The following is a 25,380-nucleotide window of genomic DNA, read 5'->3' as shown; positions in this document are numbered from 1 at the left end:
ACGAACACCCCCGACACCTGAGGGGGTAGCTCACCAGGAGCACCAGCAGGCATCTCCTCCTACACGGCTATGGCCCTGGTCGGCGGCGGCAGCTCTCCCGAGCCGCGGACGACGAGCTCGACCGGCACGGTCACGCGCTGCCTCGGACGCGCCGGATCCCGCATTCGGGCGAGCAGGAGTTCCACCGCCGCGCTGCCGAGGCGCCCGATGTCGTAGCGCACCACCGTGACGCCGGGTCCACGGCGACCCCGGCGGCACGCAGCGCCGTACGGTGCCCCTCGGCCCTGGCGTGCACCGAGCTCAACGGGTCGCTGTCCGAGATGAGCGCGATACGCCGGTGGCCGTACGCGACCAGGTGCTCGGTGGCGATCCGGCCGCCCGAGTCGGCGTCGAGCAGCACGGGTTCGTAGGCGTAGACGACGGCTTGGCCAGGCCGAGTTTGGTGAGCGCGCGGCTGACGTGGGTTTTGGCAGTGCCCTCGGACAGGAAGAGGAAGTCGGCGATCTCGGCCATCTTCCTATCCGCCGATCCCACCCAGCGACCAGAGCTGTGGCCCGAGATTCACGCGCTGGAACTACGCCGGGACTCCCCCGCCCTCACAACGCAAGCCGCCCGCCAACGACAAGAATCACAACGATGGCTCGAATGGCTCTCCACCCGCCCTGCCGTCGCCGATGCCGCTTTGGACCTGCCCGACCGAGGAGATACGACCTCTGCCCAGGCCGCTACACGCTCTACATCGGCCGTTTATGAGCAACGAACTCCAAGCCCGCAAGCCCTGATAACCCGCTGTGCGGCTATAGACCCACTCGACCGGAGTGCGTGAGTGTGGCCTGCAACACATCGGCGACGTCTTCGCTGGACACCATTCCGGCGGCGATCGCCTCATGCGCCGAGAGAGCGACGATGAGTGTGACCGCATCCACCTGCGTACCGACGCCACCGATGACCTTCGATACCGCCCGGTCCCTAATAACGCGGCGTATAGCCTGATCGGCGATCACCAGACCGCACAGCAATAGACTGCCGATCGACACCACGACACCCGCGTGGCCGCCGGTGAACAGCGCGGTACATGCGCCGGACGCGGTCGGCAGAGCGGCCAGGGCCCACGCCCGCGTCGCCGCACCCTGCCAAGCCCGCTGCCCTGTACGACGCCGACTCATGCAATCACCCACTTCGATTCCGCCGACGGACCTTCGACCATCACCCAGAACTTGTAACTTGGGCGCATATTGTCCGCTGGGTACGTCCGGATCCCTCCAGCTCAGCCGCGTTGAACCGCGGACGATCACGGACGATCCACCCTCAAGTGACTGCTGTGAAGGGGCCGAAGCCGTGCCAGCCAAACCGGGCAACCGCTGGGCGCCGTTGCGTGGCGAACATCGTGAACCCCGCGCATTGGCAGAGCTGCTGCGCAGCATCCTCGATAGCCGAGACGTCCGGATACGTCGGCTGGAAGAGGTCATGCCGTACGGGAGGACCGCGATCTCACTGAACCTCAACGGCTCGCGGCGTCCTGAGTGGTCGTTCGTGGTCCGCCTGATCGAGGCCTGTGCGAAGCGAGACGACCGTGCCAAGCAGGCTCTGCTGGGGAGAGTCCGGCCGGTGTGGGAGGCGGCGGATCCGTCGGGCCCGCTGACGCCGGTCGCGAAGCCGCCGCAGCACGATCATGCCGCTGTGTCACGGGAAGTGCAGCGCCTCCTGTCGGCGGTCGACACGGTGACCCGCCGGCAGGATCTCGTAGCCCGTGCCCAGCTGTCCGTGGAGCGAAACCGTGGCCGCATCGAGGAGATGCTCACCCTGCTCGGACGGCTCGGAGAGGCCGTGCGGCGCCTGACAGAGGAACGCGATTGCCTTCGTGCCGACCTCCGGCTCGCGATGGCATCTGATGCCGAAGCCGCGCGCGAGCAGGTTCTCCTTACCGCTCTGCGCGACGCCCAGCAGCGGCTGGGGGAAGCCGAACGGATCCACCAGCAGATGGCGGAACGGTTGGCTGAAGCGGTGCGTCAGCGTGACCATGCCGAACAGCTGAAGCAGCACGCTGTCGAACAACTCCGCCTGTTGGATGAGCGACTTGCGTCGCTTGTAGCCGACCCGGCAACCCCGGATGATCGCATCAGGTGGGAGGCAGCGGCAGCGCACAAGCTCCGCTCTCCGGTAACCAGTGTGAAGGGCTTCACGGCGACTCTGCTCGCGAAGTGGGACCGGTTCAGCGACGAGCAGAAGCGGATCATGCTGAAGGTCGTGGACGCGGATGCCGACAAGCTCACTCAGCTGATCAGCGATATTTTCCAATTTCCCCCGGCAGCGCAGCCACCTGGGGAGATCGCGCTACTGGCCGCCGACCTTCCGTCCAGTGATCTGATGGGAGAGGCAGACCAGGCAGCGGCTGCCACCATCCTGGACGCGGTTGACGCGGCGCTCGCCCAGGAGACCGCGTATCTTGGGCAGCTCTGCACCGATCTGACGCTGTCGGCTCCCTCCGAGTTGTCCGCGGACAAAGTGCCGCCCCCGTTCCTGGCCAGGACCTTCACTCCCAAGACGTCACCCTATGACGGACCAATGAGCCCAGAGCCGTGAAGGCACCTAACGGTGTTGCCCGCCGTTGGTCGTGAGCATGGAACCTCACTACCAGTGAACATGCACGCTGCGATATGTCCCGACCAAAAGTCTCTGGTCGCGCCGACGCTGACGCCATGATGAGAGGAGCGCGCTTCGAGGCAGGTGAGTGCGCTTGGACGAAAGGCCCCGGGAGATCGTGCTGCGCGAGCCGAATCGTCATCTGTCGCGATCAGGTCACTACGGGGTCAGGACGATCCTCCCGAAGACCTCGCCGGCGTCCATCTTCTGGTGTGCCAGCACGGCGTGCTCCAGCGGCAGCACCTCGTGCACCACCGTCTGGAGCTCGCCACGATCCGCGGCAGCGAACTGCTCCATCCTCACGGCACGTCGAGCCGACTCCGCTACCGTCGCGGCGCTGAAGGTGGCGAAGGACATCGACTTCTGGAATGCGGCCATCACCCTCGTGCCGAAGTCTGCCGGCGGCTGGCCCCCGACTGCGCCGACAACCACGAGCCGACCGTTGGGGTTGAGCCTGTCGAAGAACGAAGGCATGTCTTCACCTGCTACGACGTCGATGATGACGTCGTAGCCCGGGGGATCGTCCGGACCTCCTGCTCCCGAGCGGTCCAGCACGTGGGTCGCACCGAGGTCGCGCAGTCGACGGCCACGCTCAGGGGAGGAGGTGGTGACTGCCACGGCGCTGGCACCACCGCGAGCCGCGAGCTGGACCGTCATGATTCCGATGCTGCCGGCCGCGCCGCGTACCAGCACGGTCTCGCCCGGAGACAAGTGAGCATGGGCGAGACCGAAGTGGGCCACGACCCCGGAGCTCCCGAGCGTCACGGCGTCGACAGCGGAAAGGCTCGCCGGGAGGGTCAGGACCTCTCCGATCGGCGCGATCGCCTGCTCGACGTAGCCGCCGCCCGTACCGGTGAACGCCCACACGCGCTGCCCGACCCATGCGGGGTCGACGCCATCGCCCACCGCGGTCACCGTCCCCGCCACCTCGCCGCCTGGGACATGACCCTTCCGGAAGCCGTAGGCGGCGAGAGCACCGCTTCGGATCATGACGTCGACGCCTCCGACGCCGATCGCCTCGTTGACGATCAACACTTGTCCCCGAGCGGGAGACGGTGCAGGGATGTCGGTGACTGCCAGTCCATCGGGACCCCCGAACTCCTCGATCGCAACTGCCTTCACTGTTGTCCCTTTTCGTGAGCCCAATCAAAGCCGCCGTTAAGCGACCCCTGGTTGCTTGGGACGCTAACGGACGCCGGCGCCCGTCTAGCTAAAGTGAGACAGTGGTCAACCGTTTGCCTCAGACGCTGCGTTGGGACGCGCTGGACAACCGCGAGCGCATCCTCGACGCGGCTCGGGCACTGTTCGCCGCCGAAGGCATGGACGTGCCGATGCGCGAGATAGCCCGGCGCGCCGGGGTCGGCCCCGCCACCCTGTACCGCCGCTTCCCCACCAAGCAGGCACTGGCCACCGAGGCTTTCACAGAGCAGATGTATGCGTGCCATGCCATCGTCGAGGAGGGGCTCGCCGATCCGGATCCGTGGCACGGCCTGCGCCTCGTGATCGAGAAGCTTTGTGAGCTGCACGCACGAAACCGGGGCTTCACCACGGCGTTCACCTCGGCCTTCCCCCACGCCATGGATCTCGCCGCGGTGCGCGAACAGGCGCTCACCTCGCTCGCCGAGCTCGCGCGCCGTGCCAAGGACAGCGGCCGCCTGCGGCCCGACTTCGTCCTGGACGACCTCATCCTCATGCTGATGGCCAACGGCGGCCTCCACGCCACATCGGCAAACGCCCGCCTTGCCGCCTCCCGACGTTTCGCCGCGCTCGCGATTCGGGCGTTCGAAGCTTGACCGGCCTCACCCCTGCCCGACGGCTCCAGAATCCGCCTGCTGCTCAACGCATCGGCTCGGCTCGTCGCCTGCACCCAGGCCACCGACGCCGGCAGCGTCGTATCGCCGTTCCGCCCGGTGCCACGAGCCGATCTCTTTGGACTTGCCGGTCTGCGTGTCGCCGAGCCCCAGGAACTGGAGCAACCGGTCACACCTGAACAGGCTTCCGCACTGACAGCGGCCGAGAAACGCGACATCGCCTACCACCGCCCGCCCCGCGGCGCCGGGTCCGGTTCCGGCAAACCGCTCTCAGGCCTTCGGGCGCCGAAGGGTGGGCGGGCGTCAGGCGGCCGCGGCGATTCGCTCGGAGAACTCGACGAGGCGGTTGGAGAATCCCCACTCGTTGTCGTACCAGCCGAGTACTTTGACTTGGTTGCCGACGGCCTCGGTCAACGGCGCGTCGAAGATTGACGAGTAGGGGTTGCCGACGATGTCCGCCGAGACCAGCGGCGCCTCGGAGTACTTCAGGTAGTGCCGAAGCCGCTGGGAGGCCGCCGCCTCGCGGAACGCCGCGTTGACGTCCTCTACGCTGACGCTGTGCCGGAGGACCACGGTGAGGTCGGTGATCGAACCCACCGGGACGGGGACGCGCAGCGCCGCGCCGGTGAGACGCCCTTCGAGCTCGGGGATCACTTTGCCGATCGCCTTCGCCGCGCCGGAAGACGTCGGGATGATCGAGACGGCGGCCGCGCGGGCCCGGCGCAGGTCCGAATGCGGGGCATCGTGCAACCGCTGGTCGCCCGTGTAGGCGTGGACCGTCGTCATCAGGCCGGACTCGATGCCGAACGAGTCGTTCAGCACCTTCGCCAGCGGTGCGAGCGAATTCGTGGTGCACGAGCCGTTGGAGAAGACGTCGTGGCTGTCCGGGTCGAGCCTGTCGTCGTTCACCCCGAGGACGAACGTGGGGACGTCCCCCTTGGCCGGCGCCGAGATGATGACCTTCCGCGCGCCGCCCTTGAGATGGGCCGCCGCCGCGACGCCGTCCGTGAAGTGGCCGGTGGACTCGATGACGACGTCGACGCCGACTTCACCCCAGGGGATGGCGGCCGGGTCCGGTTGCGCGAAGACCGTGATGCGCTTGCCCCGGATCGTGATCGCGTCGCCTTCGAAGGCGACGCCGTCGAGGTGGCCGGAGATCGAGTCCCTCTCGAGCAGGGTGGCCAGCGTGCGGGCGTCGGTGAGGTCGTTGACCGCGACCACCTCGACGTCGGCGTCGTTCGCCAGGGCGGCGCGCAGGTAGCTGCGCCCGATCCGCCCGAACCCATTGATGCCTATGCGTACCGTCATGACGTTCCCTTCCTCTTCTTGTTCTCGTCGTTCGGCTTCTTGTTCTCGTCGTTCGGCGTGAGTGGTGCCGCCGCCCGGAGCAAGTCGAGGGCGCCGGTGCGGGCGTCGTCGAACGGACCCGGGTCCTGCTGCGCGATCGCGAGCACGTAGCCGCCCTGCAGGACGGCCATCAGGGTGTGGGCGAGGCGCTCTGGGTCGAGGTCGTGGCGCAGCTCGCCTGCAGCGACCGCCTCGCTTAGCACCTTCACCCAGCTGAGGTGGACCTGGGCGAACGCACGGGCCACCGGCGCAAGCAGCACCGGGTCCTCGCGGACCTGGGGGTCCTGGGTCATCCGGCCGACCTTGCAACCCTTGAGGGCGTCGCGGGAGCGCATCAGGTAGGCCTCGATCCGGGCCATAGGGTCGCCCGGACCGTCTAGCTCGGATGCGGCCGGCAGCAGGTCGGCGACGTTGCGCTCAAGGGCGGCGACCGCCAGGTCCCGCTTGGTCGGGAAGTGGTGGTACATGCTGCCCTGGCCCACACCGGACCGTTCGCGCACGTCACGCGGGCTCGTGTCGGCGTAGCCGCGCTCCCACATGAGCTCGCTCATCGTCTCGACCAGCAGTTGACGCGTCTCCATGCCGCCATTCTGTACATACCAGTAGGTACAGCACAACCTCTTGCTGCAAGCCGTTGCCGTTGCCCATCAATGCCGGCCGCCTCGACCGGACGCAGCAATACAGCCTGCAGCCGCGTGCTGGCGGTCGCACTCATCTCGGCAGAGCCGGATGTGTCCCGCACTTGAGCGTCGCATATAGCGAATTCCCGGCAACTCATGCCGATCAGGCCGGCATCCTTGACAGGGAAGGCGGACCACAGACATCGCCGCCGCCGCAGCCGAAGGCCGCTACCGCGGCCGACCGCCTGCACTGACCGGCGCCGACCTGGAGGAGGTGCGGTCGACGTACACCGAGCAAGGCGCCTCGATCGCCGCGCTCGCACGCACCCACGGAGTCAGCCGCGCCGCCGTCCGGACCGCGCTCGCCGCCCTGCTCCCCGACCAGCCAGGCCCGATCGCCTGACGTGCGTCTCAGCCTTTAGCGCTGTTACGCGTCAGTAGAGTCCCGCACCCCCTACGCAGAGGGCTGTGAAGCACCGGATTGGCCAGAGTCCTCTGCGCTACCGTGCGTCTTGTTCCGTACTCGCGTGCGCGGCAGTGAGGTCCCGGCATGGACGGCGGACAGGTGCAGATCATCGAGCGGGGTGCTGACCGCTCCGAATGAGGCATGGACCGTAGCGGTACGCCAGGCGGAGGTGATCGGCCGACTGGCCGCCGAGCCACGGCTGGGGTTGGCCGCTGCGGACGCGGCGGCGGACAGGCTGGGGATCTCGCGGCGTCAGGTGTAGGTGTTGTTGCGCCGGTGGCGCGCGGGCGAGGGCGTTGGGTCGGACCTGCTTCCCCGGCGCTCCAGCGGCGGGCGGGGTCCGTCGAGGCGGTACTGCGAGAGATCATCGGCTCGCGGTATCTGACCCGTCAGCGGCCATCGGTGGCGGCAGTCTACCGGGAGGTCGTGCGCCGGTGCCGAGCTGGCGGGCTGCCGGCGCCGGCGCGCAACACGCTGGCGCGGCGGATCGAGGCGCTGGATCCGGCGGCGGTCGCCGCGGCGCGGGAGGGCGCCGACGATCGAGGAACCAGCCTCTGCGTGGTCGGTCTGGTGGCCACGTTGGAGGCGCCCTCGGCGCTGTCGGTCGGGCTGTGCCTGGCGCACACGGTGTGCGACAAGCGGCCGTGGCTGGAGTGGCTCGGAGTGGAGGCGACCTGGCCGATGAGCGGCAAGCCGCACGAGATTCACCTGGACAACGCCACCGAGTTCCGCAGCGAGGCGCTGCGCCGGGGCTGTGACCAGCACGGCATCACGCTGGCGTACCGGCCGAAGGGGATGCCGCACTTCGGCGGCATCATCGAGCGGCTGACCGGCACGATGATACAGATGGTGCACGAACTGCCCGGCACCACCACTTGCCGTGATGTCACAGCAACCTTGGATTTGATGGTGCGTGCCGAATGTAGACCTTCGACCGAACTGTCACTTCGGTGGCCCGCTACCGAGCCGCGGGGCTGCCGGAAGCAGCCCGCGCGCTCGGATGGGCGGGTCAGCCGAGCTTGAGCAGCAGTTCGGTGAGCTCGGCCGGCATGGTGATCATGCAGTCGTGGCCCGTCTCCAGTTCCCAGACCTGTGCCGGGCTGCCGTTGGGCTGTATCGCTGGGACGGGCCTCCGCTTGATGCCCTCCGGTACGCCGGCGACGCAGTGAATGTGCGTCCGCGGAATCGTGCGCACGACCGGGTTGTCCAGCCGGACCGGTTGCCGGAAGCAGAGCACCGGCTGATCCGACAACATCCCCCGCAGCCATGCCACGTCCGCCGGGTCGGTGACCCCGAACAGGCCCAGGGGCGGCGGCAACTCGGGCATCGGCGGGATCCGCCAGCCGATCTCGGACTCCGCGGCGCGGTCGATGAGGGCCTGGGTCACGGGATGCACATCCACCGCGCTCTCACCGTCCTCCGGGACCATCGCGTCGAGATAGACCAGATGGGCGATCCGATCCGGGATTCGGTTGGCGGCGGACGAGATGACCAGCCCGGCGTAGCTGTGGCCCACCAGGATCACGTCGGTGAGGTCCTCCTCGGTGATCAGCCTGACGATGTCGTCGACGTGCGTGTCCAGCCCTACCTCGGGGCCGAGCAGATGCGCCTTGTCGCCGACGCCGGTCAGCGACGGCGCGACCACCCGATGCCCGGCCGATGCCAGCAACGGGACCACCCGTTCCCAGCATTGCCCGCTGTGCCAGGCCCCGTGTACCAGCAAATATGTTGACATGGTGTAGCTCCTTGCTCGCGGAAGGGACCACCGGCCGATTTCCGGTGTTCGTCCCGGAAGTGAGGCTTCCGCTCACCCGCTGACGGAGCCAGAGCCCCCGCGCTCCTGGGGGTGACAGGACCAGGCAGGCATGTAGGTGCGCGAATTACAGTGTGGACATGAGCGACGAATTCAACCTTCTGGGCGATTACGTACGCGCCCGCCGGGAGCTCGTCACTCCTGAACAGGCCGGCATCCCGTCCCTGGGCGTACGGCGCGTGCCGGGCCTGCGCCGGGAGGAGGTCGCGATGCTCGCCGGCATCAGCGCCGACTACTACCTGCGCCTGGAGCAGGGCCGCGACCGCAACCCCTCCGCGCAGGTCCTCGAGTCCCTCGCCCGCGTGCTGCAGCTCGACGACGACGCAACGGCCTACCTGCTACGCCTCAGGGCGGAGAAACCCCGGCGGCGACGGTGGCGGCCCCGGAAGGAGACCGTCCCTCCGGGCGTCGCCAAGCTCGTCGTCACGCTTCCGCTCCCCGCGTACGTGGAGGGCCGCTACTTCGACGTCCTCGCCGCCAACGCGCTGGCGACCGCTCTGTCGCCGCGACTAGTGGCGGGGGGCAACCGCCTGCGGGACGTGTTCCTCGACCCCGCCGAGCAGGCCCTCTACCCGGACTGGGAGGACGCCGCGGAGGGCATGGTCGCCGGCTTCCGCGAGTCAGTCGGCACCGACACGGACGACCCCCGGTTCATCGAACTCGTCGGCGAGCTCTCCCTCGCCAGCCCTCGCTTCAGCAGGCTCTGGGCCCGCCACGACGTGAACACGTGCGAAGGCACACCCAAGCACATCGACCACCCCCAGGTCGGTGGCCTCTGGCTGAACCGGGAGAGACTGGGCGTCAGCGGCGCGACAGGGCAGACGCTCGTCGTCCTCCACCCGGACCCCGGCACCGACAGTGCCGACAAGCTGGCGCTCCTCGCGTCCGTCATGCGGACATGACCCGCCCATGCTCACCCACTCGGCCGGGTGGCCCAGCCCGAGGAGATCGCCGAGGTGCTCTGCTTCCTCACCTGGCCGCGCTCCGGGTTTGATCACGGGCAACCGTAGTCGCGGCGGACGGCAGGTTTATCGCGATCTAAGCGTTTGGATCATGACCCATCCCGACAACCTGGATGGCGACGACCAGATCGCGCTGGAGAACGCGCTGGCCGACTGCCCTCAGCTCGATGCTCTCGCCGGCCACGTACGGGGCTTCACCGAGATGCGGCTCGGACGCCGGGTCCGGGGAGAACTTCAGAAGGAGATGGGCCGGACGGGACGATTCCCAGTCGCTCTCCGTCGACGTCATGGCCAACCGGGTGACCGCCGGGGTGTTCGTGGCCACGGAGGCAATGCGGCAGGCGCTCGACGAGCGGTACGGGAAAGGCGTCGTAGTCCTGGACAGCTACCTGAAACCGGTTAACCCCTGAACCTGCTCATTCAGTCGCAGGGCGCCGGCGATGGTGAACCCGGCCGCAGCACGTGTCCCGGTCAGGGGATCCGGCTGACCCCGCCGAGGATCCTGAGATCGATCCGGCGCTCAAACCTGTCGTCGGGCCGCCACTGGTGTACGTCGACCAACCCCGGGTCCAGCAGGTCGGAGCCCGTGAACAGGTCCTTGATCTGCTCGGTGGTCCGCAGGATCAGCGGAACGGGGGCGTTGCCGTACACCTGGTCGATGCGGTCGACAGTGGCCTTGCTGACGCCGTCCTTGGTGACGTGGGAGATGACGAGAAGGCTTCCGGGCGTGAGCGCCTTCCGGAACGCCGCCAGAATCCGGTGCGGATCGTCCTCGTCGGACACGAAGTGCAGCACCGCCACGAATACCAGCGCGACAGGACGGGACCAGTCGACGATCCCGCTCAGGTCGGAGATGATCCGCTCCGGCTCCCGCACGTCGCCGGGAACGATGCGCACGCCTTCGCCGTCAACCAGTGCCCGCCCATGCGCCAGCACAACCGGATCGTTGTCCACGCCGACGACGACCGCTTCGGGGTTCACCTCGCGGGCCACCTGGGCGACGTTGGGAGAGGTGGGCATCCCTGTCCCGATGTCCACGATCTGGCCGACGTGCCCTATCTGGCCCAGGCAGAAGCGGACGGCGCGGGCCATGAACCGCCTGTTCGCCCAGGCCAGTTCTCGTCCCTCCGGGAAGACCTGCAGGACCTGGTCGGCCGCGGCGCGATCAGCGGCGAAATTGTCCTTACCGCCCAGAACATAGTCATACACCCTGGCCGGAGATGGCTTGGTCGGGTCGAACTGAATCTGCTTCGGGCCGGCCGCGCCATAAGGCGCCGGATTTCCGTCGAACTCCCAGGTCACCGTCAACTCCTGTTAGAGATCGCGTTGAGCGAGCGCGCAAGGCACGGCGGATACCGGAGTGAAGCGGTCGAGCCCCGTGAATGCCCTCCCGGAGAATAATTGTGGATCTGGAAATTGGCGAGATTCGGAAATGCGCCGCGGCTGCCGACGACCGGTTTCCTTATGCGGTCTCGGGCACGTCACGCTGGACCGAGCAGGTCCCACCGGTTGCCCGGCGATGTCCAGGAACACAGCGACGCGCCCCGGACAAACCCGAGTATCTCTACCGGGAATAGGGACATAGTGATACTGTGGAGAGGTCAGGCCCGCCGTCGGATGACGCTGGAGGAACAGACATGGCAACCCCTGCCGCCGTAGACATCGGGACGACCGGCTTCGACCCGTTCATCCAGGAATGGCAAGACTGGCACCGCCGCCACGAGGCTGCGGTGGGCTCCCCCCATGGCTTCCTCGCGGTCACGAACCTGCACTGGCTCACCCCCGAACCGCAGCGCCTGCCGGACGCGCCCGGAGAATGGTCGACCGGTGAGGAAGGCGTCGTGGTGACCCTCGGCGAGGGCGAGGAACTACTCCTGGACGGAAAGCCGGTGCGCGGCCGGCATGTGTTCGGCCACATCCCCGAACGCAGCGAGATCAGCGCCGTCTGGGGCGATGCCGTGATAGAAGTCGCCAAGCGGGGCGGGCACGACATCGTCCGGCCCCGGCATCCGGACCATCCGCTGCGAGCCGGGTACACCGGCACGCCCACGTTTCCGCCTGACCCGCGCTGGCGGGTCACCGGCCGGTATGTCCCGTTCGACGACCCCAGGCCGACCACCGTAGGGGCGGCCGTGGAGGGCCTGCAGCACGTTTACGACGCACCCGGCCAGGTCGTGTTCGAGCTTGACGGACGCACGCTGACCCTGACGGCGTTCGACGGCGGCGCCTCGGGTGGCCTCGTCATCCTGTTCACCGACGAGACCTCCGGGGTGACCACGTACGCCGCCAACCGTGGACTCAAGCTGGACGGCCCCGACGCCGTTGGCAACGTGACCCTGGACTTCAACCGCGCCACCAACCTGCCGTGCGCCTACACCGATTTCGCCACCTGCCCGCTGCCGCCGGCGGAGAACAGGTTGCCGCTCGCAGTCGAGGCAGGCGAAAAGATCCCCTACGAACGCGCCTGACCGGCTCGTCCAGATCGCAGGGTGTTGCGGAAATCCCGCCCGCCATCCGGCCTGAGCGCCGGCTCCAGCTCGGCCGGATGCCGCCACCCCGCCACAATGTGCGGGTTGACGTGCTCGTTAGCTCGGCCATACGGGTAGTACAGCAAGCCCGCGACGCGCCGCCCGCGCATGGCCTTTCCGATCATCGGATCACCTTCCGGATGGCTTCCGCGATTCCGTCCAGCCGCTGCACGGCTCGCAAGCACGCGGCGCGTACGGAACGAGGTTCCCAGGGTCGGCGCCGGTCGTATTCAGCGCCGCGATCGCCTGATTGAGGTTGACCCCGATGCGGCGCACCTGGCCGGAGGCGTGCATGAGTTCAATCAGCGCCTCCCGGAGCGGATCCGGCATCGGCGGGTCCGCCATCCGCGCCGCCGCCAACGCGGCCTCGGCCGCGTACGCTCCATGCGCACGCCCCAGCCGCTGCGCGGCCCGGCGAAAGTCGGCGTACTCCTCCTCGGCGGTGAGCACGAACTTCACCACATGCGGCCTCGGCACGGTCTGCCGCTCCCGCCGCCGCTGCCGCACCTTCCTAGACCCCGCCTCTTCTCCCCCATCAGACATGCCCGTGGCCGCTCCCCCGACGACCGAGCCCGGTCCCCCTTTGATCAGAGCCCACTGCGGCCGCACCTGCAGAAGTTGGCGGTTCTGATCATAAATGTCCCCCTCTGTAACCCGCCGGATGCAGAGGTAATGGGACATTGCGAACATCTTGCTCTGCAGCGGGTTCACGGCCACTGAAAGTGCCTGGGGGAACTCACGGCTGGTCGGCGGCTCGGAGTCGAGACCGCGTCCCGCTCCAGCCGACTCCCACGGGTAACTGAGGTCGGCGTCAGCTGCCGGGGTGGGACGGTGCGAAAGTCTCGCGAGAGGCCACGGTGGTTTGGATGGGCCGTTCGAGCAGGGTCCGGCGATGTCGGCGTAGGCGATCGCGGTCCCCGAGCTGAGGTTGAACGCCGCCGCAAGGTGCAGTGGATCGGCCCCGACCGCGAGCGCTTCCTGCAGGATGCGGTCGCCGCGGATCTGCTTAAGCTGAAACGCCGTGCGGCAGCAGGTGGCGGCCGGCGTCCTCGATCGCCTCCTGCAACCGGCTCTGCTCCGCACGCAGCGCCATCACACACGGTGATCATCGCCACAGCGCCATCCCGGGCGGCGGCGCAGAGGACCCGCGAGCGCGGGATGGTCTTCGGGATCCGCAAGGAGAACGGCAGCGCTCCGGACGCGATCGCGGGGATGGCCGGGCGTCAAACGTACTGGGCTGTGACGGGTCCTTCGGCGGTGCGAACCTCGGTGCTATCACCGCACCAGTGCACCTTGGGCGCGGACGGGGTGAAGTCGCGCTGCAGGTGGTCCTCGGCCCGCCACCGCCCCTGCCCGGCCGCGTGGTGCTCTTACGCTTGCTTCGGCCGGGCCGACAAGCTCTTCTCCCGCATGATGGCCGCCACCGTGTTGTCGGAGACCCGCCACTTGGACAGCCAGGCTGGCGATACTCCCAACGCCCGGCAGGAGACACCTCCACGTTACGAGGGGAGACTCAGACTGCGACCAGGACAAGGGTGAGGGGATGGCACCTTGCTTCGTCATAGTGGCGCCTCGCAACCCGCGCATCTGGCTGGCCTCGGCGCAAGCGGGCGGCGACTCGCCTGACGTCACTGGTTCATGTGACAGGAACCCAGCGGCCACCCGGTGATCACCCACCGCGGAAAGTGTGGGCGCATGATCCTCATGTCTCGGGTGCGCCGCTCTGCCGCCGTCTCAGCGATCGCCCTTGCCGCCTCTGTCGCCGTACTCACACCCGCCACGCCGGCGCACGCTGCCGCCAACGCCGTCCCGACGTACGAGGTGAAGATCAACCTTACTGCCGCAGCGCTCGACGTATCGCACAACCCGACCTCGGCGGTGAAGGCCGCCTTCGGGATCACAGGTTCCGCCTCGGCGCGTTCGTACTCCTACTACGACACCGACGCCCTGCAGCTCGACGACGAGGGCTGGAACGTCCGCCTCCGGCACAAGTCGGGCTCGTCGTTCGAGGAGACCTACAAAATGCGGTTCGCCATTGTCGGCGGAGACATCGACGCTGCCCTTGACGAGGCGAACGCGGCCGGCTTCGACAGCAGCGATACAAACTACGACGCCCAGGTCGACTGGGGCTACGCGAAGCAGACTCTCAGCTTCAGCAACGAGAAGAGCCACAGTGCCAGCGGCTACTCCGGTACGGCGATGCCGACCAGCGGCACCGGCCGCACCTGGCTGGTCAACGACATCCCCGGCAAGCTCCAGGACTGGGGTTCCAACAACTGGGGCAAGGACATCCTCAAGGTCTCCCGCGCCCACGGCCCGGTGACCGCGAAGGTTTACAAGGGTGCCTGGGGAACCTCCGACGACGCGAGCATCGAGGTGCTCCCGGTTGCCGGTGCAGGCGGGATCGGAACGGAGTACGTCGTCGAACTGTCGTTCAAGACCGACAAATACTCCGACGCGGCCGCCCTGCATAACAACGCCATCGCAGTCGCCGAGTCGAACGGCTGGCTCTACCACGGCGACATCCTGAAGACACAACTGGTCCTCGACCGGTATTAGAACAACCTCGCCCGGCAGGCTGCAACGGGCTCAACCTGAACCGCGCCGAGTTTGATGGAGGGCCGGGTTAGTTGGCTCCGGCGAGGATAGCCGGGTTGATCCCTGTTCGGTGGAGGGCTTCGAATTCGGCGAGTGGAAGGTCCTGGCAAGCGCTGTGAAGCCGCTGGTTGTTGTACCAATCCACCCATTCCATGGTGGCGATCTCGACATCGTCTGGGCCCTTCCAGGAGCCTCGTCGGTGGATCAGCTCCGTCTTGTACAGCCCGATGGTGCTCTCGGCGAGAGCGTTGTCGTAGCTGTCGCCGCGTGAGCCGACCGAGCAGACCGCGCTGGCGTCGGCGAGACGCTCGGTGTAGCGGATCGACAGGTACTGACACCCCCGGTCGGAGTGGTGTACCAGGCCGTTCACTGTTCCGCCGCGTCGCCAGATCGCCATCTCCAACGCGTCCAAGGGCAGATCAGTGCGCAGGTGGCCGGCCAACCGCCATCCAACGATCATCCGCGAGTACACGTCGATGACGAACGCAGCGTAGACGAACCCCGACCAGGTATGGATATAGGTCAGGCCGGCAACCCACAGCTGGTTGGGCGCCGCGGCGGTGAAGTCACGCTCGACCAGATCACCAGGCCGCGGCATCTGCGGCTCGACGGTCGTAGTCCGCTTCTTGTGATCGCCGCGGATCGCACCGGTCAGCCCGAGTTGTCCCATCAGCCGCGCGACCGTGCAACGGGCCGCGATGATGCCCTGGCGGGTGAGTTCCTTCCACCTTAGATTCAAAGAGTCAAGGCAACGCATTGGGCTGGGGTTCGGTAGCCGAGGCACTTTCGGGGGCGGTTGTTCAGTCGGGCGGCCAAGGCGTCGAGGTCGGCTTGGCTGTACAGGCTCAGATCGATGCCTTTCGGTAAGTATTGCCGGATCAGCTTGTTCGTGTTCTCGTTTGTGCCCCGCTGCCATGGGCTGCGCGGTGCCGCGAAGAAGACTTCGACGCCGGTCGCTTCGGTCAGCAAGTGGTGGCCGGCGAGTTCCATACCGCGGTCCCAGGTGAGAGTGGTGAGCAGGCGAGCATCCATCCGTGAGAACGCCTGCTGCAGGGCGGGGATGACCGTCGTGGTGTGACGGCTGGGTAGCGCGACCATGGTCAGGTAGCGGGACTTGCGGTCGACCAGCGTCGCGACCTGGCTGTTCTTGGCTCCGACGATGAGATCGCCTTCGAGGTGCCCGAGCTCGGTTCGGGCGTTGGCTGCGTCAGGCCGTTCCTCGATCGGCCGTGCCCCGGTGATCTGGGAACGCCACTGGCCCTTGACCGTGTTCTTCTTGTTTTTGCGGATGGGACGGCGCGTGCGCAGCTTGGTGCACAGCTCACGCGGGATCACTTTCCAGCGGGTTGTGTAGATGGCGCGGTAGATGCTTTCGTGGCTGATCCGCATGAGCGGGTTGCCGGCGTGCATCAGCCGCAGATGCCCCACGATCTGCTCCGGGGACCACTCGTTGTCGAGCAGTTCGATCACCAGCTGGCGCAGCACCGGGTTGTCCTGCAGGGCCGACGGTTTTGGGCGACGTGCCTGCTCTTGAGCGCGTTGCTCGGCGGCGACCGCACGGTACTTCACTCGGCCGCCGTTGCGGGCGACCTCCCGGCTCACCGTGGATGCCGGGCCGCCGATCGACACGGCGATCGAACGTAGTGAGGCTCCAGCCTCGAGGCCGCGAGAGATCGATTCCCGGTCCTCGGCGCTCAAATGGTCGGCCCGGCGCACCCGCTCGGCCGGCGCGATGCCGCCATGGTGCTTCAGCACCGTGAAAACCGACCCCGGGGGCTTGCCCAGTGCCCGGGAGATCACGCTGATGGAGTCACCGGCGCGCCACCGCCGCCACAAGTCTTCTTTCATCGCGTCCGACATTCCCGGCCGACCCATCCGAGCCACGATCCACCCATCCACTAGCAGCGTTGCGTTGATCGTCTGAATCTAAGGCAGCGGCCTTGAGGATCTCGTTGGCCCGCCGCAGCTCACGGACCTCCCGCTCCAGCTCAGCGATCCGCTGCGCGTCCGCGCTCGAGGTACCGGGCCGCTGCTTGTCGTCAATCTCGGCCTGGCGGACCCATCCACGTAGCGCCTCGCGGTGGACCCCCAGCTGGTCGGCGACCCGCGCGATCGCGCCGGGAGCCTGCCCAGTCCGCTGCCGGATCTCAAACACCATCCGCACCGCGCGCTCGCGGAGCTCTTGGGGGTACTTCCTCCGGGGCTGGCATCGTGCCGAGACGCCTGGCCCGGCGGTCGTCACCGAGCGGACGGTGTGCGGCTGCGCCGTACCCGCCGCGGGGTAGGCGTAGGTGCGGACGCCAGACTGGAGCCCCACCTCCCAGGTGGCCGACGGCGACAAGCGCCCTGGATCACACTCGAGACATGACCAACCGTGGCAATGCAGCAGAGGCTTACATCACGCTCACTCGATGACGGCGAATGGTGCGCTTTTAGGCCCGAGGACTTACGCTCTGTCCGGAGGCGGGGCGCTGCGGCCCGTGGCCTCCGGACGCGAGCCCGCGGCGGCGAGTACGGCGGGCAGCATGCCGGCGTGACCGGCCTCGAAGGAGGGGGAGCCGGAGACGGCGACCGGGAAGACGATCGTGGAGCGGCCTTCGCCGCCCAGCTCCAGCAGGGTCTGCAAGTAGCGCAGCTGGATGGCGGCCGGGCTGGTGGACAGGATCTCCGCCGCGTCCCGCAGATTCTCCGCGGCCTGCACCTCTCCCTCGGAGTTGATGATTTTGGCGCGGCGTTCGCGTTCGGCCTCGGCCTGGCGGGCGATGGCGCGCTGCATGGCCTCCGGGATCTCGACGTCCTTGATCTCGACGAGGGTGACCTTCACGCCCCATGGCTCGGTGTGCTCGTCGAGGACCTTCTGCAGGCTCTCGCCCAGGCGGTCGCGCTCGGCCAGCAGGGCGTCCAGGTCGTGGCGGCCGAGCACGGACCGCAGGCTCGTCTGGGCAAGCTGGGAGGTCGCGACCGCGTGGTTCTCGACCTCGGTCACCGACCGGACCGGGTCCACCACGCGGAAATAGGCGACCGCGTTGACCCGGACCGGCACGTTGTCTCTGGTGATCGCCTCCTGTGGGGGGATGGTGAGGGCGATGGTCCGCAGATCGACGCGGGCCATCCGGTCCACCAGCGGCACCAGGAACACGGGGCCGGGCCCGTGCGGGGGGAGCAGGCGGCCGAGCCGGAAGACGACCGCGCGCTCGTACTCCCGCAAAACGCGCAGCCCGGTCAAGGCGGCCAGGCCGAGTAGGACCGCCGCGGCGACTGTCCAGATCATGAGTCCGACCTCCAGACGGTGGTGTACCGGTCCGGCGCCGCCGTGCCGGAGTCAGGTTGCGCCGCAGTGCCGTACGGAGCCGGGAAGTCGGCGGGGGTGGCTCGGAGGTGCCCGGTCAGCCACCATCCGGTCAGGGCGGTGAGCGCGAGAGTGGCGGCGCTGAGGGCGAGGTCGGGCCAGGTGGGATGGCGTGCCGCCTCGACCGGCGTCAACGTCGCGGCGAGGGTGACCAGCACGAGGGCGATCCCGCGGTGGAATCGCCCGGCTTCCGAGTGCGGCCAGGGGCGCGGCGCCCGCACGATCTCGCGGCCTCGCTGCGACGGGGCGCAGTCGGCCTCGCGCGGGCAGGCGTTGCACACCGAGGGTCTGGCCCGGTAGAGCGTCAGGCGCCGGTCGTGCCGCACCGGCCAGAGCATCTGGTCCGTGGGGCAGATCCAGGCGTCGTGTTCGGGGCGGTAGGTGAAGCCGCCGGTGCGGTGGCGCTCGGTGCGCTCGGCGACGTGGCGGGCCAGGCGGTCGAGGCCGCAGGCGGTGGCCAGCAGCCCGGCCGCGTAGCCGTCGGCCAGGACAACCTCGGCGGCGAACGGGCCGATCATCCCGTGTCCACCGGCTCGCGGATCTCCGACAGCCACGGCGCGGGTGTCTCGCCCGTGACGGGGTCGGTGGGGGCCTGACGGCCCCGGTGGCGGACGCCGAGCCAGGCGATCCAGCAGAACGGCAGGACCCCGCCGATGATGAAGACCAGGTCACCGGGCAGTCGCAGCCATTCGAGCACCGTGTTGGTGCGCACCCCCGCGACGAAAGCCAGCGAGCGCGCCTCGAAGTAGCCGGAGGCGACCGACTCATACAGCTGCAGCAGGCCGAGCGGCAGGAGGGTGGCGAAGCACATCCAGGCCAGGCCGATGTTGAGGCACCAGAAGGAGACCTTGGCCCATTTCTCGGGCCACCGGTGGGCGGGGATCAGGTAGCGCAGCGCGAACAGGCCCAGGGCGACGGCCAGCATGCCGTACACGCCCATCATCGAGCCGTGCGCGTGGTTGGCGGTGAGGCCGGTGCCGATCTCATAGTAGGAGACGATGGGGAGATTGATCAGGAAGCCGAAGACCCCCGCGCCGAGGAAGTTCCAGAAACCCACGGCGACCAGGAACATCACCGCCCAGCGGTGTGGGAACGGGGTCCGGGACTCCAGGTGCTGGCGCGCGCCCAACTGGAGGAAGGACCAGGCCTCCACGGTCAGGAAGGTCAGCGGCACGACCTCCAGCGCGGAGAAGAACGCGCCCAGTGCCAGGTGTTCCGCGGGCTCGCCGCTGAAGTAGAGGTGGTGCATCGTGCCGATGACGCCGCCCGCCGAGTACAGGATGATGTCCAGATAGATGACCACCAGGGCGACCTTCTCCCGCACCACGCCGAGCTGGACGAACATGTAGGCGACCATGACGGTGGTGAACAGTTCGAGGAAGTCCTCGACCCACAGGTGCACCACCCAGAACCGCCAGAAGTCGGTCACGGTGAAGGTGTCGCCGGGGGTCGCGAGCAGGCCCACCGCGTACATGACGGGGATCGCGAGGCCGGCCAGGAAGAACAGCCAGGGCATGTTGCCGCGGCTCTCCCCGGAAAGGCTTCCGCGCAGCACCCGCCACATCATCAGGATCCACAGCAAGAGGCCGGCTACGAGCAGGATCTGCCAGAGGCGGGGCAGGTCGAGCCATTCGAACTGCTGGCTTCCCCAAAAGTTGCCGGGCCGGATGAACCCGTGGATGCTCAACCCTTCGGCGGTGAGGGAGCCGGCCGCCACGACGGACAGGGCCGACAACAACGTCCAGGCCAGCGCCTTCTGCCCGCGTGGCTCACGCCCGGCGATGAGGGGGGCCAGGAAGATCCCGGCCGCCAGGAATGCGGCCACCACCCAGAACAGCGACAGCTGCAGATGCCAGGTGCGGGCCAGGTTGAACGGCAGCACGCGGGCGATGTCGATGCCGAAGAATCCCGAGAGGTCGGCCCGGTAGTGCTCGGTCGCGCCGCCCAGCAGCACCTGGGCGAGGAAGAGCAGGGCGACGACGAGGAAGAAGAACGCGGTGACGCGCTGCGCCGGGGTGAGCCTCACCTGGTCGGGGGAGCGGAACGAGATGGCCTCCGACTGGCGGCCCTTCCAGCCCAGATAGGTGCCCCATCGGCCGACCGCCCCGAACAGCGCTCCGATGCCGACGAGCAGCGCGATCAGCGAGACCACGCTCCACACCACGTTGCCGGCGGTGGGCCCGTTGCCGACCAGTGGCTCGGCCGGCCAGTTGTTGGTGTAGGAGTAATCCTTGCCGGGGCGTTCGGCTGAGGCGATCCAGGCGGTCCAGGAGAAGAACGCGGTGAGCTGGTGGACCAGCCGGGGATCGGTGATCGCCCGTGGCCGCAGTCCCTTGTCGGTGCGCGGGTCGCCGAAGTAGACGCGGTAGTGCTCGGTGAGCGCGGCGAAGGCGTCCGCCTGCGCGCCGGTGAAGCGCAGCACCCCCGAGCGGGGGTCGTAGCGGTTCGCGCGGAACTCCCGCCGGATCCGCTGGCGCGCCTGGTCGCTGCTGCCGTACGCCCGCAGGGCAGCCGTGGCGGCCCGGCGCAGATAATCGGCCGTGTAGTCCGGCCCCAGATAGCCGCCGTGTCCCAGCACCGAGCCGTACTGCATCAGCCCGTTGGCCAGGAAGATCTTCTGCCCTTGTGCGACGTCGCTCCCGGTGTACAGCTCCCGCCCGGAGTCGCTCACCACGAGCCGTGGCACCGGTGGATGCGAGGTATAGGTGCGGAAGGCCAGCAGCCCCATCACGAAGAACCCGAACACCGCCACCAGCAGCGCCGCCTGGATCCAGTGTCTGGAGACGAGCAGGCTCCTGCGCGTCTTCGTCCGCCGGACCATCCGCCACCACTCTCGCCTTCATCGAAGCGCCTTCATCAAAAGGGGAGAGCGCCTCTCTTCTACTGGCCGGCGGGCTCGCCGGTCGAGCGGACACGCCTGCCCTTGGGCGGCGGGCGGGCAGATGCTGAAGCGCCGATCACGTACGGCGGGGCTGTGGATAATCGATGCGTGAATCGACCCTCCAGGCGGTCATTTCTTCAGCTCGGCGGCGTCGCCGCAGCCGGAGCGCTTGGATGCTGTTCCCCGCCGCCTGCCGCTCCACTGGAGCCCAGGTCCCGGAGCAGGCCAGGGACATCCCGGACGGCGCCAAGCGCCCGGCCGCCAGTCGGCATACGTACGCGCGGATGCGGCCAACTCCCCGAAGCCGTGAAGCTCGCCCAGGAGGACTTCCCACGCTCGATCAACGAGGTCGTACAGACGAGTCGCACCAGCACAGCAGCGGCAGCCGCACCTGCGAGCAAGCCGACGCAGCACCTGCACGAAATCGCAATCGGTAATTGGTCAACTGCGGAAAGATGTGAGCGTGGAGGCGCTGGCGAACAGCTACATCTTCTGGATCGCACTGATCCTGCTGCTCCTGGTCGTTTACCTCCTGCCCACCCTTATCGGACTCTTACGCGGGGTCGAGAACTTCGCCCTGCTCTCGCGCTCAACTGCCTCGGCGGAGTTACCTACATCGGCTGGCCGGCCGCCCTGATCGCGGCCTTCCTGCTGCCCAAGCGGCGCGCTCGCTGATGATCTCGCCTTACCCGGCATCGCTAAGCCCTCTGATGGCAGCACCCTCCCGCCACGGGAACTCCGCATCCCGGAGGTTTCCAGGCCACCGTTCCGAGTGGTCAGCCGGGAACCCAGAGGTCGGTCATTCAAACAGTTGTGGTGAGGGCGGTGTCACGAGCCGTTTGGGGGCGTGGAACAGCCATTCCTCATCGATTTCGACCCCGGTGAGCAATGTCCCGAGTGCCAGCCCCCGGGCCAGCCTGGTCGGCGACCCCTGCGATCTGTCGTAGAAGCGGCACAGCCACTCCTCCGGCAGCGAGTCCTCCTCGGGTTCGTGCAGCGACTGGAAGTACCGGACGCTTACACCGTCACGCCAGACCTCGATGACGTCGTCCGCGACCATGTTCGTCGCGACACTGGTGACCAGGCCGGGCGAGCTGAGCGGACACCACAGATGCTCGCTGCCAGGATCAAAGCTGATGACGCTGAACAGCGCGACCCCCGTGCCGCCTGGCGGCTGCCCAAGCCACAGCGCCTCCCCCGGGCCGGAGAGCCCGACATCAAGGTAGTCGTCCTCGTCCACGACTGGACAGGCGGCCGGGTCAAGGCCGAGTCGCCGGATGGCCATGTCCTCGTCGACATCGGCGACAAACGCGAAGCCCTCACCATCGCCGCAGTAGTCCCAGCTGTCATAGCGGGCGACCAGAGCGTCCGTTTCCGCCTGCCGTCGCAACCAATCTGCCTCCACCACGGGAGCACCAGGCAGGCCACGGAACAGGTCGCCGAGCGGCCCGGTCAACGCGATCCATCCCGGGGACCTGTTGGCCACCACCGGCCGCCACGGATCAGCCCCCGCCCGCAGCAGAGCGGCGACGGCGTCCCGATGGCCGCGCCGTACCGCCACCCATAACGGCGTCTCGTCCAGCTCGACCGACTCCACGTCCGCGCCATACTCAACGAGCACCTCGATGGCCTCGGCCACACCCTCACAGGCGGCCTCATGCAGGTCCTCGTTGAGGGTGCGCGGGTAAGCGGGGTCACCGCCAGCCGTCAGCCGCCGCCTGATCCCCTCCGGGTCGAGACCGCGCAAGGCGAGATATTCCGGGCCTTTGCTCACCGCGCCCCCTTCGGCTTGTAACGGAGATCCAACCATCGGCACCGGCTGAAGATCAAACTCCCTGGCGCCGCTCCCAGTGGCTTTTGTGAAAGATCGGGTCGCGGCCGTAGATGTCGAACTCGTTGCCGCCCGGCACGCCGCCGCCGTCGCGGATCACGTAAGTGAGCGTGGTCAGCGCCGCCTCGCCGTACCGGTGGATGTCACGATCGGATGCGATGAGCTCACCCGCGTCGGTGAGCATCCCGGCCAGATGCCGCAGGGACCACGCCGGTGCCGCGACCACCAAGGTGTTCGCGTATGTGGTCAGGCACAGCAGCCGCTCGTGGCTCCACTCCCATTGCTCGGGCTCCCCGGTGGTGACGGCAGGAGCGGTGGTCATGGTCCTGATCTCCGCGGTTTGACGCCGGCATCGCATTCTCACCGCCTTCCAGGCTGACGGCGGCAGACCGACATCGTGCCGGACGATCACCAGATCCATCGGGGGCTGGTGGTTGAACCACCACATCGGGTGAGGCACGCTATTGGCGCCGCAGGGGATGAAGACCGCGCTGTGCGGGCTGTCGGCGGCCAGCCGTACCAGGGCGCCCAGCCGCAGGAAGTCGGCGCGTGAGGAGGTCAGCATCCCGTAACCATCCTGGTCGGGCGACCGCACCCACGTGTTGCGCAGAGAGAAGTCCGGGAGCAGCACACGACGAAGCCGGCCCGGCCCAGCCATCCGGTGCACCCTCATGCGCAACCGCACGCTTCCTCCAACAGCCGGACGGACCCGATCAGTATCGGCAGCTTCCCCCACACCCCGCGAACCGTTTTCTACCGGCGCCTGAAACACAGCGCGGCTCGGAGCAATGGCACCTATACAGGGCATGACTGCGCCCAAGCTGCCTGCAGGTCCTCACCGCGCTGTCCGCGAACCGCTCGTGAGGCGCTGGAGCAAGGATGGCGATCTCCAGCCAAGGCAGTCCCACTCGCCGGTCTACGACGTTCCTCGTCAAGCCGTTGCGGTGAGGGCCGCCAACCGCGCCGCGGCCTTCGACTTGCTACATGTAGAAAGCCGGCGTCCGGTCCACGCCGGTGCCGACCTCCCCTCCAAGGGTGCTGATCACGGCGCTGTCGTGGACCTTGCAGGTGATGCCGTACGACCACGCGTCGAGAAACGCACCAAGGATGAGGTCCTCCATGCCGCCCTCGATGATCCGGTGCAGCCGCTCCGCCGCCGCGCCAGGCGAGGCGACCACGAACAGCCACGGCAGGCCCTCGGGAACTCCGGAACCGGTCCGCTGCCCCGTCCGCCTGATGATCTCCACCTCCAGTTCGGTCACCACGTCCTGCAGCGTAGCCACCACCAGCCCAGGGATCTAACACCCGTCACCTCCTCTCCGAACAGGCGGACCGCGCCCTCCTGCGGCATGAGCACGCGGGTCGCGATGTCCTGTCCAGTCAGCAACTCCAGGACCATGGCACGAGCCACATCGTCGGCGCCGGGACCAGTGAGCCCCATCCCATGCAGCGCGGACAACGCGAGCACATAGCTGAGGTTCGACGCCTCCTGCTCCGGCTCCTGCTTGAGCGGGGCGTCCGGCACCTGGGCGACGGCCTGCTGCTCTTGCGCGGCGCCCTCACCTTGCTCGATGAACGGCAGCACGTCCGTTGAGCCGATCGCCTTCCCGGGTCAGGCGCGTGCGGCGCCACCACACCGTCGCATCGGCCACCAGCAGACGTCTCCTGCGATAGGTGACAGCGAGCAGAACCGCGGCGGCCGAGACGCTCGCGCTGGCCACCGCGTAATCCAGCGACGGCCACGTCTTCACGCTGGCCGTCGAGGAGACCCTCGCATCGGTGACCGAGGCCATCGAGAAGGCCTCGCCGACACTCGACGACCGAATCATGGCTGGCATCGGGCAGTACATCCGCTTCGTCACCAGGGACAATGCCAGCGGCGGGCTGCACGTGTTCTGCGCCGTGCCGGCTTGGTCAAGAGTCCGGTTTGTCCGCTTCGCCGACAACGAGCGCGCCGCCACCACACTGGCACTGCCAGCCGAGTGCTTCGACGTTCCGCTGCTTGTCCTGGTCGCCTCCTCGTCGGCGCTTTCACCGTGTACTTCGACGTGGCTCACCGTCGCTGTCCAGGCACAGAGTGAACATGAAACCATGGGCCAGTTCGCCGTCTCCGGAGCCCTTATTGTCTACGACGCCTATGATGCGGACGCGAAATCGGACAGCCTACGCGTCATCGAAGACGGCGAAGAGATTACCCGCATCCCTTTGTACCGTGGCATCACGAACGTTCGTAGCCTTTCCCTTTACTCGAATGGTCGCATCATTCTGGGGGCCGACAAGGATACCGATCCTCGGCCATGCTCCTGCTAAATTTCGCACAAGAGAATAAGGCATATGGAATGCCACGTGAAGATCGAATCCCGGCGCAGAAGTAATTCGAAGCCTTTCGGGATAGATCCCAGGGCTGACGGAGTTCCCGAATCGTGCGATCGACAGCAATCAACGGGTTGCCGAAGTCATCGCGGGCCCCCGCGGGTTCCCCCGGCGATGTTGGTGAAGTTGACCAGCCGCAGCGTCCGCAGGCGAGAAGA

31 protein-coding genes and 1 pseudogene are annotated in these 25,380 nt (G+C 67.8%); 10 read left to right on the top strand and 22 right to left on the bottom strand.

Annotated elements, in window-relative coordinates; all coding sequences use genetic code 11:
- Positions 1-59: 59 nt before the first annotated feature.
- From N5079_RS35625 to N5079_RS26245, 4 genes are all read right to left on the bottom strand, one after another.
- A complete protein-coding gene (locus N5079_RS35625; protein WP_410007830.1) occupies positions 60-185 on the bottom strand; it encodes a hypothetical protein in 126 nt (41 codons plus the stop codon).
- A complete protein-coding gene (locus tag N5079_RS26255) occupies positions 131-400 on the bottom strand; it encodes a substrate-binding domain-containing protein (RefSeq protein ID WP_261586762.1) in 270 nt (89 codons plus the stop codon). The genes N5079_RS35625 and N5079_RS26255 overlap by 55 nt, the downstream gene beginning before the upstream one ends.
- On the bottom strand, positions 301-513 hold the full coding sequence (locus tag N5079_RS26250) for a LuxR C-terminal-related transcriptional regulator (protein ID WP_261586761.1): 213 nt from the start codon (positions 511-513) through the stop codon (positions 301-303). The genes N5079_RS26255 and N5079_RS26250 overlap by 100 nt, the downstream gene beginning before the upstream one ends.
- A gap of 284 nt (positions 514-797) precedes the next feature.
- Positions 798-1,166, bottom strand: coding sequence for a hypothetical protein (locus N5079_RS26245; RefSeq protein ID WP_261586760.1), 369 nt, complete (start codon positions 1,164-1,166; stop codon positions 798-800).
- A 172-nt stretch (positions 1,167-1,338) separates the two neighbouring features.
- Here N5079_RS26245 and N5079_RS26240 point away from each other — a divergent pair, with 172 nt between their 5' ends.
- A complete protein-coding gene (locus tag N5079_RS26240; RefSeq protein WP_261586759.1) occupies positions 1,339-2,583 on the top strand; it encodes a histidine kinase dimerization/phospho-acceptor domain-containing protein in 1,245 nt (414 codons plus the stop codon).
- Positions 2,584-2,802: 219 nt separating this feature from the next.
- Here N5079_RS26240 and N5079_RS26235 read toward each other — a convergent pair whose 3' ends face one another.
- Positions 2,803-3,678: a zinc-binding dehydrogenase gene (locus N5079_RS26235; RefSeq protein ID WP_261586758.1), complete on the bottom strand. Its 876-nt coding sequence runs from the start codon at positions 3,676-3,678 to the stop codon at positions 2,803-2,805.
- 188 nt (positions 3,679-3,866) lie between these two features.
- On the opposite strand from N5079_RS26235, the gene N5079_RS26230 reads away from it, so the two are divergent.
- Complete coding sequence (locus N5079_RS26230; RefSeq protein ID WP_261586756.1) at positions 3,867-4,436, top strand: TetR/AcrR family transcriptional regulator; 570 nt, start codon at positions 3,867-3,869, stop codon at positions 4,434-4,436.
- 6 nt (positions 4,437-4,442) lie between these two features.
- On the opposite strand, the gene N5079_RS26225 is transcribed toward N5079_RS26230, so the two are convergent.
- The 3 genes from N5079_RS26225 to N5079_RS26215 all read right to left on the bottom strand — a co-directional run bounded on the left by N5079_RS26225 (position 4,443) and on the right by N5079_RS26215 (position 6,382).
- Entirely contained in the window at positions 4,443-4,619 is a 177-nt protein-coding gene (locus N5079_RS26225) for a hypothetical protein (RefSeq protein WP_261586754.1), read from the bottom strand.
- 138 nt (positions 4,620-4,757) lie between these two features.
- Positions 4,758-5,762 carry a type I glyceraldehyde-3-phosphate dehydrogenase gene (gap, locus tag N5079_RS26220; RefSeq protein WP_261586753.1) on the bottom strand — a complete coding sequence of 335 codons (1,005 nt, stop codon included), beginning with the start codon at positions 5,760-5,762 and terminating at the stop codon, positions 4,758-4,760.
- A complete protein-coding gene (locus N5079_RS26215; protein ID WP_261586752.1) occupies positions 5,759-6,382 on the bottom strand; it encodes a TetR/AcrR family transcriptional regulator in 624 nt (207 codons plus the stop codon). Before N5079_RS26215 ends, gap begins: the two co-directional genes overlap by 4 nt.
- A gap of 313 nt (positions 6,383-6,695) precedes the next feature.
- Here N5079_RS26215 and N5079_RS26210 point away from each other — a divergent pair, with 313 nt between their 5' ends.
- Together N5079_RS26210 and N5079_RS26205 are read left to right on the top strand one after the other, a co-directional pair.
- Positions 6,696-6,824, top strand: coding sequence for a hypothetical protein (locus N5079_RS26210; protein ID WP_261586750.1), 129 nt, complete (start codon positions 6,696-6,698; stop codon positions 6,822-6,824).
- A 465-nt stretch (positions 6,825-7,289) separates the two neighbouring features.
- Complete coding sequence (locus tag N5079_RS26205) at positions 7,290-7,910, top strand: transposase family protein (RefSeq protein WP_261586748.1); 621 nt, start codon at positions 7,290-7,292, stop codon at positions 7,908-7,910.
- Here the strand turns inward: N5079_RS26205 and N5079_RS26200 are convergent.
- Entirely contained in the window at positions 7,897-8,622 is a 726-nt protein-coding gene (locus tag N5079_RS26200; protein WP_261586747.1) for an alpha/beta fold hydrolase, read from the bottom strand. The genes N5079_RS26205 and N5079_RS26200 overlap by 14 nt on opposite strands.
- Before the next feature lie 158 nt (positions 8,623-8,780).
- Here N5079_RS26200 and N5079_RS26195 point away from each other — a divergent pair, with 158 nt between their 5' ends.
- Together N5079_RS26195 and N5079_RS26190 are read left to right on the top strand one after the other, a co-directional pair.
- A complete protein-coding gene (locus N5079_RS26195; protein WP_261586746.1) occupies positions 8,781-9,602 on the top strand; it encodes a helix-turn-helix domain-containing protein in 822 nt (273 codons plus the stop codon).
- 227 nt (positions 9,603-9,829) lie between these two features.
- A complete protein-coding gene (locus tag N5079_RS26190; RefSeq protein ID WP_261586744.1) occupies positions 9,830-10,072 on the top strand; it encodes a hypothetical protein in 243 nt (80 codons plus the stop codon).
- Positions 10,073-10,133: 61 nt separating this feature from the next.
- Here the strand turns inward: N5079_RS26190 and N5079_RS26185 are convergent, their stop codons facing one another.
- Positions 10,134-10,964, bottom strand: a complete 831-nt coding sequence (locus N5079_RS26185; protein WP_261586743.1) for an SAM-dependent methyltransferase — start codon at positions 10,962-10,964, stop codon at positions 10,134-10,136.
- A gap of 335 nt (positions 10,965-11,299) precedes the next feature.
- Here N5079_RS26185 and N5079_RS26180 point away from each other — a divergent pair, with 335 nt between their 5' ends.
- The gene (locus N5079_RS26180) at positions 11,300-12,130 is read left to right on the top strand and encodes a DUF1684 domain-containing protein (protein WP_261586742.1); all 831 of its coding nucleotides are present in this window, start codon (positions 11,300-11,302) and stop codon (positions 12,128-12,130) included.
- Between the two features lie 189 nt (positions 12,131-12,319).
- On the opposite strand, the gene N5079_RS26175 is transcribed toward N5079_RS26180, so the two are convergent.
- Positions 12,320-12,901: a MobC family plasmid mobilization relaxosome protein gene (locus N5079_RS26175; RefSeq protein ID WP_261586741.1), complete on the bottom strand. Its 582-nt coding sequence runs from the start codon at positions 12,899-12,901 to the stop codon at positions 12,320-12,322.
- A 984-nt stretch (positions 12,902-13,885) separates the two neighbouring features.
- On the opposite strand from N5079_RS26175, the gene N5079_RS26170 reads away from it, so the two are divergent.
- Positions 13,886-14,749: a hypothetical protein gene (locus N5079_RS26170; RefSeq protein ID WP_261586740.1), complete on the top strand. Its 864-nt coding sequence runs from the start codon at positions 13,886-13,888 to the stop codon at positions 14,747-14,749.
- 67 nt (positions 14,750-14,816) lie between these two features.
- Here N5079_RS26170 and N5079_RS26165 read toward each other — a convergent pair.
- The 6 genes and pseudogenes from N5079_RS26165 to N5079_RS26140 all read right to left on the bottom strand — a co-directional run.
- A pseudogene (locus N5079_RS26165) lies at positions 14,817-15,515 on the bottom strand (IS3 family transposase); the annotation flags it as partial.
- A gap of 8 nt (positions 15,516-15,523) precedes the next feature.
- Positions 15,524-16,636 carry an IS30 family transposase gene (locus tag N5079_RS26160; protein WP_261586739.1) on the bottom strand — a complete coding sequence of 371 codons (1,113 nt, stop codon included), beginning with the start codon at positions 16,634-16,636 and terminating at the stop codon, positions 15,524-15,526.
- Entirely contained in the window at positions 16,599-17,105 is a 507-nt protein-coding gene (locus N5079_RS26155; RefSeq protein WP_261586738.1) for a transposase, read from the bottom strand. Before N5079_RS26155 ends, N5079_RS26160 begins: the two co-directional genes overlap by 38 nt.
- Positions 17,106-17,234: 129 nt before the next feature.
- Positions 17,235-18,059, bottom strand: coding sequence for a slipin family protein (locus N5079_RS26150; RefSeq protein ID WP_261586737.1), 825 nt, complete (start codon positions 18,057-18,059; stop codon positions 17,235-17,237).
- Positions 18,056-18,655 carry a hypothetical protein gene (locus tag N5079_RS26145; RefSeq protein WP_261586736.1) on the bottom strand — a complete coding sequence of 200 codons (600 nt, stop codon included), beginning with the start codon at positions 18,653-18,655 and terminating at the stop codon, positions 18,056-18,058. The genes N5079_RS26150 and N5079_RS26145 overlap by 4 nt, the downstream gene beginning before the upstream one ends.
- A complete protein-coding gene (locus N5079_RS26140) occupies positions 18,652-20,958 on the bottom strand; it encodes a nitric-oxide reductase large subunit (protein ID WP_261586735.1) in 2,307 nt (768 codons plus the stop codon). Before N5079_RS26140 ends, N5079_RS26145 begins: the two co-directional genes overlap by 4 nt.
- 523 nt (positions 20,959-21,481) lie before the next feature.
- Here N5079_RS26140 and N5079_RS26135 point away from each other — a divergent pair.
- Positions 21,482-21,655 (top strand): hypothetical protein, encoded by a 174-nt coding sequence (locus tag N5079_RS26135; protein WP_261586734.1) that lies wholly within the window; start codon positions 21,482-21,484, stop codon positions 21,653-21,655.
- Positions 21,656-21,817: 162 nt separating this feature from the next.
- Here N5079_RS26135 and N5079_RS26130 read toward each other — a convergent pair whose 3' ends face one another.
- From N5079_RS26130 to N5079_RS26110, 5 genes are all read right to left on the bottom strand, one after another.
- The gene (locus N5079_RS26130; RefSeq protein WP_261586733.1) at positions 21,818-22,792 is read right to left on the bottom strand and encodes an ankyrin repeat domain-containing protein; all 975 of its coding nucleotides are present in this window, start codon (positions 22,790-22,792) and stop codon (positions 21,818-21,820) included.
- A 52-nt stretch (positions 22,793-22,844) separates the two neighbouring features.
- A complete protein-coding gene (locus N5079_RS26125) occupies positions 22,845-23,507 on the bottom strand; it encodes a hypothetical protein (RefSeq protein ID WP_261586732.1) in 663 nt (220 codons plus the stop codon).
- Positions 23,508-23,829: 322 nt separating this feature from the next.
- On the bottom strand, positions 23,830-24,114 hold the full coding sequence (locus tag N5079_RS26120) for a hypothetical protein (RefSeq protein WP_261586731.1): 285 nt from the start codon (positions 24,112-24,114) through the stop codon (positions 23,830-23,832).
- Positions 24,108-24,434, bottom strand: coding sequence for a hypothetical protein (locus N5079_RS26115; protein ID WP_261586730.1), 327 nt, complete (start codon positions 24,432-24,434; stop codon positions 24,108-24,110). Before N5079_RS26115 ends, N5079_RS26120 begins: the two co-directional genes overlap by 7 nt.
- Positions 24,409-24,642 (bottom strand): hypothetical protein, encoded by a 234-nt coding sequence (locus tag N5079_RS26110; RefSeq protein ID WP_261586729.1) that lies wholly within the window; start codon positions 24,640-24,642, stop codon positions 24,409-24,411. Before N5079_RS26110 ends, N5079_RS26115 begins: the two co-directional genes overlap by 26 nt.
- On the opposite strand from N5079_RS26110, the gene N5079_RS26105 reads away from it, so the two are divergent.
- Positions 24,629-25,159: a hypothetical protein gene (locus N5079_RS26105; RefSeq protein ID WP_261586863.1), complete on the top strand. Its 531-nt coding sequence runs from the start codon at positions 24,629-24,631 to the stop codon at positions 25,157-25,159. The genes N5079_RS26110 and N5079_RS26105 overlap by 14 nt on opposite strands.
- Positions 25,160-25,380: the final 221 nt, after the last annotated feature.

This window comes from Planotetraspora sp. A-T 1434 (genome assembly GCF_025420585.1).
In the GTDB taxonomy this organism is placed as follows: Bacteria; Actinomycetota; Actinomycetes; order Streptosporangiales; family Streptosporangiaceae; genus JAOEGB01.
The sequence above is the reverse complement of the archived record's forward strand: the minus strand, read 5'-3'. Positions and strand labels throughout refer to the sequence as shown.

Excerpts from the sequence above, each read along its gene's own strand:
- N5079_RS26250 (WP_261586761.1), bottom strand. The coding sequence starts at position 513 with ATGGCCGAGATCGCCGACTTCCTCTTCCTGTCCGAGGGCACTGCCAAA.
- N5079_RS26245 (WP_261586760.1), bottom strand. The coding sequence starts at position 1,166 with ATGAGTCGGCGTCGTACAGGGCAGCGGGCTTGGCAGGGTGCGGCGACG.
- gap (WP_261586753.1), bottom strand. The coding sequence starts at position 5,762 with ATGACGGTACGCATAGGCATCAATGGGTTCGGGCGGATCGGGCGCAGC.
- N5079_RS26215 (WP_261586752.1), bottom strand. The coding sequence starts at position 6,382 with ATGGAGACGCGTCAACTGCTGGTCGAGACGATGAGCGAGCTCATGTGG.
- N5079_RS26200 (WP_261586747.1), bottom strand. The coding sequence starts at position 8,622 with ATGTCAACATATTTGCTGGTACACGGGGCCTGGCACAGCGGGCAATGC.
- N5079_RS26195 (WP_261586746.1), top strand. The coding sequence starts at position 8,781 with ATGAGCGACGAATTCAACCTTCTGGGCGATTACGTACGCGCCCGCCGG.
- N5079_RS26190 (WP_261586744.1), top strand. The coding sequence starts at position 9,830 with ATGCTCTCGCCGGCCACGTACGGGGCTTCACCGAGATGCGGCTCGGAC.
- N5079_RS26180 (WP_261586742.1), top strand. The coding sequence starts at position 11,300 with ATGGCAACCCCTGCCGCCGTAGACATCGGGACGACCGGCTTCGACCCG.
- N5079_RS26170 (WP_261586740.1), top strand. The coding sequence starts at position 13,886 with ATGATCCTCATGTCTCGGGTGCGCCGCTCTGCCGCCGTCTCAGCGATC.
- N5079_RS26160 (WP_261586739.1), bottom strand. The coding sequence starts at position 16,636 with ATGAAAGAAGACTTGTGGCGGCGGTGGCGCGCCGGTGACTCCATCAGC.
- N5079_RS26150 (WP_261586737.1), bottom strand. The coding sequence starts at position 18,059 with ATGATCTGGACAGTCGCCGCGGCGGTCCTACTCGGCCTGGCCGCCTTG.
- N5079_RS26145 (WP_261586736.1), bottom strand. The coding sequence starts at position 18,655 with ATGATCGGCCCGTTCGCCGCCGAGGTTGTCCTGGCCGACGGCTACGCG.
- N5079_RS26140 (WP_261586735.1), bottom strand. The coding sequence starts at position 20,958 with ATGGTCCGGCGGACGAAGACGCGCAGGAGCCTGCTCGTCTCCAGACAC.
- N5079_RS26125 (WP_261586732.1), bottom strand. The coding sequence starts at position 23,507 with ATGGCTGGGCCGGGCCGGCTTCGTCGTGTGCTGCTCCCGGACTTCTCT.
- N5079_RS26110 (WP_261586729.1), bottom strand. The coding sequence starts at position 24,642 with ATGGCCTCGGTCACCGATGCGAGGGTCTCCTCGACGGCCAGCGTGAAG.